This is a genomic window from Bradyrhizobium sp. Leo170, assembly GCF_004296405.1.
In the GTDB taxonomy this organism is placed as follows: domain Bacteria; phylum Pseudomonadota; class Alphaproteobacteria; order Rhizobiales; family Xanthobacteraceae; genus Bradyrhizobium.
The window spans coordinates 1-9,499 of the sequence record NZ_PSRR01000340.1; the positions used below are offsets into that span (position 1 = coordinate 1).

7 protein-coding genes and 1 pseudogene are annotated in these 9,499 nt (G+C 63.2%); 3 read left to right on the top strand and 5 right to left on the bottom strand.

Annotated elements, in window-relative coordinates; genetic code table 11:
* Positions 1 to 85: 85 nt before the first annotated feature.
* On the bottom strand, positions 86 to 1,018 hold the full coding sequence (locus CWO89_RS35855; RefSeq protein WP_130583138.1) for a COG3904 family protein: 933 nt from the start codon (positions 1,016 to 1,018) through the stop codon (positions 86 to 88).
* Positions 1,019 to 1,263: 245 nt separating this feature from the next.
* Between CWO89_RS35855 and yidD the strand changes: the two genes are divergently transcribed.
* Entirely contained in the window at positions 1,264 to 1,608 is a 345-nt protein-coding gene (yidD, locus tag CWO89_RS35860; protein ID WP_130583139.1) for a membrane protein insertion efficiency factor YidD, read from the top strand.
* A 112-nt stretch (positions 1,609 to 1,720) separates the two neighbouring features.
* Positions 1,721 to 1,888 (top strand): hypothetical protein, encoded by a 168-nt coding sequence (locus CWO89_RS46315; RefSeq protein WP_165421467.1) that lies wholly within the window; start codon positions 1,721 to 1,723, stop codon positions 1,886 to 1,888.
* Between the two features lie 151 nt (positions 1,889 to 2,039).
* Here CWO89_RS46315 and CWO89_RS35865 read toward each other — a convergent pair whose 3' ends face one another.
* The 3 genes from CWO89_RS35865 to CWO89_RS35875 form a co-directional block, all read right to left on the bottom strand.
* Positions 2,040 to 3,806, bottom strand: a complete 1,767-nt coding sequence (locus tag CWO89_RS35865) for a flavin-containing monooxygenase (RefSeq protein ID WP_130583140.1) — start codon at positions 3,804 to 3,806, stop codon at positions 2,040 to 2,042.
* Between the two features lie 227 nt (positions 3,807 to 4,033).
* Positions 4,034 to 5,257: a hypothetical protein gene (locus CWO89_RS35870; RefSeq protein WP_130583141.1), complete on the bottom strand. Its 1,224-nt coding sequence runs from the start codon at positions 5,255 to 5,257 to the stop codon at positions 4,034 to 4,036.
* Between the two features lie 2 nt (positions 5,258 to 5,259).
* Positions 5,260 to 6,633, bottom strand: a complete 1,374-nt coding sequence (locus CWO89_RS35875) for an APC family permease (protein ID WP_130583142.1) — start codon at positions 6,631 to 6,633, stop codon at positions 5,260 to 5,262.
* A 300-nt stretch (positions 6,634 to 6,933) separates the two neighbouring features.
* On the opposite strand from CWO89_RS35875, the gene CWO89_RS35880 reads away from it, so the two are divergent.
* A complete protein-coding gene (locus CWO89_RS35880) occupies positions 6,934 to 8,223 on the top strand; it encodes an alpha/beta hydrolase (RefSeq protein WP_463702659.1) in 1,290 nt (429 codons plus the stop codon).
* Between the two features lie 3 nt (positions 8,224 to 8,226).
* On the opposite strand, the pseudogene CWO89_RS35885 reads toward CWO89_RS35880, so the two are convergent.
* A pseudogene (locus CWO89_RS35885) lies at positions 8,227 to 9,394 on the bottom strand (MFS transporter).
* Positions 9,395 to 9,499: the final 105 nt, after the last annotated feature.

A 9,499-nucleotide genomic window follows, 5' to 3' on the forward strand; every position in this document is an offset into this window, starting at 1 on the left:
CGAGCGGAGCGAAGCAATCCGCGCCTCCACAAGTGGCGCTATGGATTGCTTCGCTCCGCTCGCAATGACGGGGAAAATGACAGCGTCACTTCGCCGGCTGGACCGGGGACGGCGTGGCGGTGCTGCCGGTGGGAACCAGGGCTTCCGCGGTCTTGGTCGATGTCGACCTCGCGGGGTGTGCCGTCGTCTCGCCGTCAGCCACGTTCGTGGCGAAACGGTCCTGCGTCGCTTTCGACTTCGCCTCCGCGACCGGGACGGTGGCCGCATTATCCTGCGGCGGCAACACGTCGGCGACCTGCTCGGTGGTGGTGAGATTGGTCAGCAGCAACTCGTCGCGCGACAGTTCGTGCAGTTCTTCCCAGGGGGGAACGCTCAGCGCCAGCGACAACAGGTCGCCTGCGCCGCCCATGTCGAAAGTGTACTTCGCGAGCCGGCCGATATCGCGCTCCACGATCATCATGTCCTGCGCGGTGTAGTTCGCGGCGCGCGCATCGTCGGCGCGGTCGCCCATCCAGATCTGGTGAACGCGGACATGCGCGTCTTCCGGCACGTAACGGGTCTTGCCGGACAACAGCAGGAACACGCACATCGACTCGCAATAGGCTTCCGGCCTGACGCTGGCGCGCTGGCCCTGCGACGTCTGGTTGATGACGGTCGTACCGACGGTGGTCAATGCGCCCAGGCCGCGGAAGCGGCGGCCGAGGGTGATGGCGTCGTTGACTGAGCCGCCGCTGGAATCGAGCACGATGGTGGCGCCGCCGAGCTGGCGGCCGCGGGCGAACTCATCGAAGTCGCGCGGGCTGTCGGCGGTGATGATGCCGACGGCGGATACCCAGCCCCTGCAATTGGGCTCGCAGGCCACCCAACTGAACCGCATCGGTGTCTTGCGTTGTTCCAGGCTGGCGCCGGCGCGGGCCGAATTACCCAGCGTCGTGACCGAGCCAGGTAGTGTGATGCAAAAGGCGGCGGCGCCGAGGAGTGCCAGACCGCGAAGACGAAGCGACGTCACGAGCCTCAATTTGGTTCCTTCCCCCAAGCCCCATGGATGAGCGGTGGCAACGGCCCCATCGCAACGTGACAAGATGGTGTCATCGAAGCATTATCAAAACGGTAACCGTACTGACCTGTGCCGTCCATAGGACCTTCGCTGCAGCGCCGCCCGTGCGGTGCGATAGTTGCGAACTGTGGCGTAAATATCTGCAAGAACTAAGTTCCTTGCTTGGGAACCCCCGCAACACGACGTAAGTTTGCGGTATGACGCCCATGGAACATCGAACGTCACATCAATTTCAATGCACGGACTGTGCCAGCGCAGCCCGGCGGCTGCCGCGCAATCTCGGTCGCGCGCTGATCTGGATCTACCGGCATACGCTGTCGCCGCTGGTCGGCTACAACTGCCGGCATCTGCCGACCTGCTCGGTCTATGGCGACGAGGCGATCGAGCGCTTCGGGCTGTGGGCCGGTGGCTGGATGACGCTGGCGCGGCTATTGCGCTGCCATCCCTTCGGCACGTCGGGCATCGACAACGTGCCGGAGCAGGCGCCGCCCGGCGCGCGTTGGTACCTGCCCTGGCGCTACGGCCGCTGGCGCGGTGTCAACTCGCCGTAGAGGATCGCCCTCTCCGCTGCGTGCTTTCACGCCATGCATGCATCGCTGGCGTGCGGGAACTGTGGCGGCAGTGCGGCATTGACTCTTTGCGTCCGCGGGGAGGACACCAATAATGCGCTGGAAAATCAGCCGCCACGGTCATGACCCGCGCCAGATAGATTTGCTGGCGATCATCGCCCTGCTCATTTTGATCGTTTCCGCGTACCTCTATTTCACCCACAAGCCGAACACGCCTGACAACAGCGCCTTCATCGTGCCGAGCCAGAGCGTGCACTGGTGATGCGGCGTGGGTGAATTGGAGCATGATCCGGAAAAGTGGAAACCGGTTTTCCCTCGCGACAAACGCGAAGCGTTTGCGCGGAGATCATGCTCAAACAAAGAGATGAGATCGTGATTCGATTCCGTCTAATCGGATCATGATCTAGCGCGGCTCACGCTGCCTCGAGCGCCTTGGCAGCTTCGCCTTGGTACACGGGCGTCGCTATCCCGGCCTGTCGGGCTTTGATCTGCAGGGCCAGGATGCGTGAGTAAAATCGCACGACTCCAACTCCACCACCGTGAAACCACAACCCTTTCTGTTGCGTGGGTTTCCACATGTTCCGCAGCTCACCCTGCCACGGGCCGGGATCGCGGCGCGTGCCTGAGCCAAAACCCCACAGCGGGCCGACCCTTTTTGCAGTCTCCGGCGTCAGGATGGGTTCGAACGAGCCGCGCTCGTAGCCGGTTGCGTAGAAGATGATGTCGGCGGGAAGTTCGCTCCCGTCGCTGAGAACCACGCTTTCTTCGCGAAGCGCGGTGATGCCGACACCACTTCTCAGCTTTATGCTGCCGTTCGCGACCAGCTCTGATGCACCGACATCGATATAGTAGCCACCGGGATCGCGCAGGACCTGAGGAAACACGCCGCTCTCGTCCTCACCGAAGGTCAATCGAAAGCCGGCGCTCTCCAGTCGCCGGTAGAAGGCCGCGTCTTTCTCCTTCACGTGCTTCACCAGCTTCTGGTGCATGCCCACCACAATGCGCAAGGGGGTTGCGGCGAGCAACAAGTCCGCCAGATCGGTTGCTATACCCTGCGCCTTCGGCTCGCTGCCGTAGAGCCTTGCAAATCCTTCGAGCAACGTCTCCAACCTCATCACGATGGTCGGACTGCGCTGAATCATCGTGACATCAGCGCCACCAGCGAAGAGATCCGCAGCAATATCGTGCGCCGTGGTGCCTGATCCCACCACAACGCACCGGCAGTTCCTGTGATGAGGGTTGCTACGATACAAGCTTGCATGTTGTTGCGGTCCCTTGAACCGCTCCTTGCCGGGTACGTCCGGGATCTTCGGAGTCCCGAATAATCCGGTAGCGAGCACAAGCTGCTCCGGGTTGAGCTCGATCGCGCGCTCGCGGCGTTTGACCTGGAGGCGCCATTTCCCTCGCGCATCATCGTATTCGGCCGCTACGCATTCTGCCCCGGTCATCACGTCGAGTTGCATCACCGACTGATACGCATCCAGCCAGTCGGCGAAGCGCTCCTTCGAGGGATGCAGCGGCCAGCCGTCGGGGTAGGAGAATCCCGGCATCTGATCAAAGTATGAGGGAGTGTGCAGCAACAACGAATCGTGACGATTTCGCCAGGTATCGGACGGTCGCTCGCGGCGATCGATGATCAGCGTCGGCACGCCCATCTTTCGGAGCTGCACGCCCAATCCAAGCCCGCTGTGTCCGGCTCCAACAATCACACAGTATGGCTGCTTCGTCGAAGCGGAAATATCGCTGAATCGCTTTTCCGGATGCGCATCTCCGCCATGGCTGACATGGTCGAGGCCTAGCGCTTCTTCGAGGCCTTTGAGCTCCGCCATCGACGTGAGCAATGTCCAGACCCTGCCCTCTCTCCAGCGAATGACTGCTTTGCAGCGAGCGACCTTCGTCTCGAATTCGACGATCCCTTCCACGATGCCATCTTCGAGACGCGCGGGTCTTGTTTGCCGCCATGCCGTGGGTGCCGCACGCGCAAGGCACGTATCCAACATCTGTCGGATTTCGTGATGACCTTCGGCGGTGCGCAGGTTCCAGGTGAATGCCAGCAGGTCACGCCAGAATGCGTCCGGATGGAACAGGATCAGCAGCGCATCAATGTCTTTCGCCGCTGCGGCGACATTAAAGAAGCCCAGCCATTTGTTGAATCGGTCGTCGACATCGGCAGCGATCATATCAATCCCTCGGAACTTGAGTGACAGATCACGAACCTGACGAGGCGCGGCTACGGATGGATTACAGGACGCGCGGTCGATCCAGCCAGTGCGTTACGATCGCAACATTCACTGGATGTTGAAGCACGACCGGAATCTGAAGCGTTTTCGAGCGAAGCGGGGCTCTGGATTCTTGTTTTGACGCGTTTTCTTCACGCGAACCGGTATCCACTTCGCTCGAAAACGCTTCAGCGCCCAAACCAGAAGAAACCGCCGGGCTGCGAACTGAAGAACGGCGCCGGCTGCCGTGGCGCCCTGGGACGCGGCGGCGGCGGCGCCGGTTTGGGGGCTGGCGCATCCTGGGCCACAGCATCGGCGGTGCCGAAGCCGTCACCCGGCAATTGCACGGCAAGCAGCAGGTTGGTTTCATGCGTGCGCCAGCGATAGCCGATGCCGAAATCGATCGGCTGCGCGCGGTGGAACAGCTCGGCATAGGACTCCTGGTAGCGGCCCGGGAATTCGGCGATCGGGCCGGCATAGCGGCCGAACGGGAAGAAGCGCCAGCGACTCTGGTTGAAATAGACCAGCGGAATCCCGGAATCGTCCTGGATGATGGTGGCGCTGTTCTTGAGGATGAAGTCACGCACAACAGTGAAATTGCCGGCGTGCATGAGATAGGACGCGCTCTTGATCAGGCTGTTGCCGGGCGCAAGCGTCTCGCAGAATTTCAGGAAGCCGCTCGCCTTGACGCCGGAATTGGAGAGATCGGTCGAGAAGTAATAGAGCGTGCGCTCGACGCCATCATTGCCGGCGAAGGTGATGCGTGCGCCGCGCACCGCGCCCTTCCCTGCCCCTTCCGTGACGACGATGCCGTTCTCGTCGAGCACAACCGGCGCGACGGTGCGGATGGTCTTGCCCGAGCGCGCCAGGAATACATAGAGGATCGGCAAGGTGCCGCTGATCTCGCCCGCATGCAGGTCGACCTTCATCTTCTTGGTGATGAAGAAGGAGAAGCTCAGGACCGAAGACAGCGAGCGCTCGACATTGTAGAGCGCAGCACCGATGTCGCTGCACGGCAGCCTTGTCAGATCGGGTACCGAGCCGGTCGGCTCGAGCGCGCTGAGCACATAGGTCGTCGCCTGGGAATAGAAGGCGTCGGCGTAGATGAAGTCGGGCCCGGAGAACATGTAGAACATGGTCGGCCGCGGCGCCGCGAGATTGGCCTCCGCCCAGGCGCGGATCTTCGACAACTGGCGCTGCTCGAGCTGCGCAAAGGCCTGGTCGAAGAATCGGGCGTGCTGTTGCCAGGCCGGGTCCCGGGTCAGCGGGACCAGCGGAGAGTCCGCTGACGGCATCATCCCGGCAAGGAAGCGCGCGGTATCGTCCGCGGTCACGGTGTCGGCGGCACACGCCGGCAGCGCCGCGAGCATGATGGCGAAAGCGAGCGCGACAACTTTCAATGGCAGGAACATCCTCATTCGCGACCCGATGCTCCGGCGGCCGCCGGGCGCGCCGCCCCTTTGCGGAAAACGGCGTAGATCAAAAGGCCGGAAAGCATGATCAACGTACCGAGCGCCGACTGCAGCGGACGGTCGGTCAACAGATAGTACATCATGAAACCGGTCACGAGCAGGAAAACCGCAGGGGTGACCGGGTATCCCCAGGCGCGGTAAGGCCGCGGCAGGTCGGGACGGGTGATGCGCAGCTTGATCACGGCGAGCACCGTGAAGAACGAGCAGAACAGGAGCGCGAACTGGATGAAGTCGAGCACCGCCTCGAAGCTGCGCGTGAACAGCATCAACGTCGCCACCGCAAGCTGGAACAGGATCGCATAGGCCGGCGCGCCGCTGGTCGAGTGGCGCGCGAAGATCCGCAGTGCGGGGATGTCCTCGCCCATGGTCATCATCACGCGCGGGCCGATCCACATCATCGCGCTGATCGAGGAGATCAGCCCGACACAGATCATGGCGCCGACAATGCGGCCACCGAGCTCGCCGAAGATATAGCTGCCGGAGATCCGGGCGACGTCGATCTGGCCGGCAAGCTGGTCGATCGGCGCGGTGTGCAGGAACACCGCGTTCAGGGCGACATAGAGCACGAGCACGATCAGCGTTCCGGACAGCATCGCACGCGGCAAATTGCGCTCCGGCAGGTGCATCTCGCCGATGATGTAGGTCGCCGCGTTCCAGCCGGAGAACGAATACATCACGAACACCAGGCTGATCGCGAACGGCGCGCTGACGATATGGGAAAGGTCGGCCGAAGTCGGCGCGAACGAGATCGGCTGCGGCGTCGCGATCAAGTATCCGGCGACGAGAAACGCGACGATCAGCACCACCTTCAGGATGGTCGAGACCAATTGGAAGGTCGAGGAGTGCCTGACGCCGGTAAGCTGGATGATCGACACCAGCCACACCACGCCGAGCGCGAGCACAAGCGGCGGCGCGTCCGGCAAGACCGACTTGCCGTATTCGCCGAACGCCATGGCAGCGAGCGCGACCGGCGCGGCGAAGCCGACGGTCGCCGACACCCAGCCGGCGACGAATCCGAACGCCGGGTGATAGGCGCGGCTCAGGAAATTGTACTCGCCGCTCGAGCGCGGAAACATCGCGCCGAGCTCGCCATAGGAAAATACGCCGCACAGCGCGACGATGCCGCCGACGGTCCACAGCAGGAGGATCGAGAAGCCTGACGGAATGTCCTTGACCTGGAAGCCGAGGCTGGTGAAAACGCCGACGCCCACCATGTCGGCGACCACGATGGCCGTGGCCACGAGGACCGAAACGGTCGACCCGCTGCCGGGGAGCGAACCGGACCATGCCGCGCTGCCCGTATGTGATGCCGCCATATCGGACCGTACCTTCAGCGCCACGCGCTTCGACGACTCTCATCGTGCAGGCGGAAAACGGCCAATTCAAGCAACGTTAACAAGCATCTAACTCCGGTCAACATTTGGGTATCATAATACCCTATTGTTGCCTTCAAAGCGCCGGCCTTTGTGTAAACACGAGAGGCGACCCACAATCGCGACACGATTGGATGGTCTTCTTGCTACTTCCGGATGGGGAAATTTTCCGGAAGCTTAACGTCACCTAAACACCGGTGCGCTCAGATTCGGCGTTTGCCGGGAGTTCGGGGTAGCGGGTGGATGATCGGGGCAGCGAACCCAACATTCCAGAAGTGTGATCGCGCGGACCGGGCAATGTCCCCGACCGCGCGGTCGCGCTGGCCGAGGTCACCTTGGCGCTGGATCGCGACCGCCTCGCTGCTTCTACCGCTCGCGACCGTGCTGGCTCAATGCGGCAGAGCGCCCAGCGCCTCGGCGCTCGCGGCGAACACGCAAGCGGTTGCGAGCGACACGTTTGTGGATCGCTTCCCAGCACCATCGTTCAAGGAACGCTTCCCGACCGAGCAGGAAAGGCTCGTGCAGCGCCAAGCCGCCGCGCCGACGTCGGCATCCGAGCCGCAGCGTCCCGCGCCGGTCCGGATGGCCTCGCTGACGCCCACGCTCAATCTGCCGAAGCCGAGCGAGCGCGAGGAACTGACCACGCTGGTCAGCATGAGATCCTCCGCCTTCCCCTATTTCGGCAACAACCCGCGCTCGGATGCGCCGTTCCTCAATGTCACGAACGGCAGCCGCAAGGGCCATCGCAGCTATTCGGGCCGCGTCTATTGGCAGGACGAGACCTACAATGACAGCCGCGTCCTGATGCACGTGCCTGAGAATTTCGACGTCGATAAGCCGGGCGTGATCGTGGTGTTCTTCCACGGCAATGGCGCAACCCTCGAGCGCGACGTGCGCGACCGCCAATTGGTGCCGCAGCAGATCTCGGACTCCGGCGTCAACGCGGTGCTGCTGGCGCCGCAGATGGCGGTCGATGCCGCCGATTCAAGCGCCGGAAAATTCTGGCAGCCGGGCGGCTTCAAGCGTTTCCTCGACGAATCCACCTCCCACCTCGCCCGCCTCTACGGCGATCCTAAATCGGCAGCAGCCTTCGCCAACATGCCGGTCGTGATCGTCGGCTATAGCGGCGGCTTCCTGCCGACCGCCTGGAGCCTCGATGTCGGTGGCGCAACCGGCCGCGTGCGCGGCGTGGTGCTGCTGGATGCGGTCTATGGCGAACTCGACAAGTTCGCCTCCTGGATCGAGAATAACCGCAGCGGTTTCTTCGTGAGTTCGTACACCCGCTACACCAAGCGGCACGATCAGAAACTGATGACGATGCTCAGGAACAAGGGCATCCGCGTCCGCGAGAGCATGGACGGGCCTTTGCAGCCCGGCAGCGTCGCGTTCGTGCAGACCCCCGACGGCGTCACCCATCGCGATTACGTCACGCTGGCCTGGACCCAGCACCCGGTGAAAGAAGTGCTGGTGAAGATGGCGGGAACCGCACCGCTCGCGCGGATCGCAAGCGCTCCTGCATCGGCAGGCCGTTAGAGCTTACTCCGCCGCCGCCCGGCGGGGCTTTGTCAGCACGATGGTCGCAACCGCGAGCGCGAGGAAAGCGGCGCAGACGTAGCCTGCGCCGTGGAACCAGCCGTGCGCAAACAGCACGCTGCCGATCGCGGAACCAATCGCCTGCCCGATATAGAGCACGGAGGTGTTGAGCGATACCGACGCCGATGCAAGCGCCGGCGCCGCCGCAACCAGCCGTACCTGCTGCATCGAATTGGCGGAGGCAAAGCCGAGCCCCCAGATCGCAACCGAGCCGGCCATCAGTGCATAGACGCCCGCGCTCAGCGCCCATCCGGTCACACCGGTCAGCATCAGTAAGGTGAACAGCACCGATGTCCGATACGGCCCCCAGGAGTCGACGATGCGGGTCGCGATCACGACGCCGATGAAGCCGCAGACGCCGTAAAGGCCGAAGACAAGCCCGACAGCATTGCTCCCGGCGCCGTCAATCCTGTAAGCAGCGGCCCCATGAAGGTGAAGACCACGAATTGGCCCGCCATCTGCAGCGTCGTGATCGCCAGGAGCACGAGCACCATCCGGTTGCGGCCGAGTTCGATCCAGGTCTTCAGATCGACGGCGCCCCGAGCAATCCGCGCGGCAATCGCCACAACAGCAGCGCGCAGCTCACGCAGCCGACCAGCGCGATGCCGCCATAGGCGACGCGAAAGCCGTAATGGCTTGCGATGAAGGTGATCAGCGGCAATCCGACCGCAGCCGCGAGCGACCAGCCGAGGAAGATATAGGCGATGGCCGAGCCGCGCCGCTCGACCGGCACGATCAGCGCGCCGGTGCCAGCCGCCTGCGGTGTATAGAGCGCGCCGATCGCCAGCATGACGAGGCGAATGACCAGAAGGCTCACGTAATCAGGCGCCAGGGCAGAGGCGAGATTGGTGACCGTGAGCACCGCGAGCGTGACACCGAGCAAGGTGCGGCGATCGATGCGGCTGGTGAGCCATGCCGTGAGCGGCGAGCCGATGCACAAGACCATCGCACCGAAGGTAATCAGGAGCGCCGCGGCGTGGATCGAGACGTCCAGCGCACCGGATAGTTCCGGAAGCATCCCCGCCGGCGCCAGCACGGAGCAGCCGGTGACGATATTTCCCAGCATCAGGGAGGTGGGCGCAAAGCGACGCGTGGCGGGCATCATTTTCATGCAAATGCATGTAAACCAGCCGGGCGAGGAAGGAAAGGGCCAGCGGGTGTTTCGATCAGATTGAATCGGCTGCGGGTTGGCTTCACCTCCCCCGCAAGCGGGGGC

Bases quoted from the DNA above. Each gene is read 5' to 3' on its own strand.
- CWO89_RS35870 (WP_130583141.1), bottom strand. From the start codon at position 5,257: ATGTTCCTGCCATTGAAAGTTGTCGCGCTCGCTTTCGCCATCATGCTC.
- yidD (WP_130583139.1), top strand. From the start codon at position 1,264: ATGGAACATCGAACGTCACATCAATTTCAATGCACGGACTGTGCCAGC.
- CWO89_RS35880 (WP_463702659.1), top strand. From the start codon at position 6,934: ATGATCGGGGCAGCGAACCCAACATTCCAGAAGTGTGATCGCGCGGAC.
- CWO89_RS35875 (WP_130583142.1), bottom strand. From the start codon at position 6,633: ATGGCGGCATCACATACGGGCAGCGCGGCATGGTCCGGTTCGCTCCCC.
- CWO89_RS46315 (WP_165421467.1), top strand. From the start codon at position 1,721: ATGCGCTGGAAAATCAGCCGCCACGGTCATGACCCGCGCCAGATAGAT.
- CWO89_RS35865 (WP_130583140.1), bottom strand. From the start codon at position 3,806: ATGATCGCTGCCGATGTCGACGACCGATTCAACAAATGGCTGGGCTTC.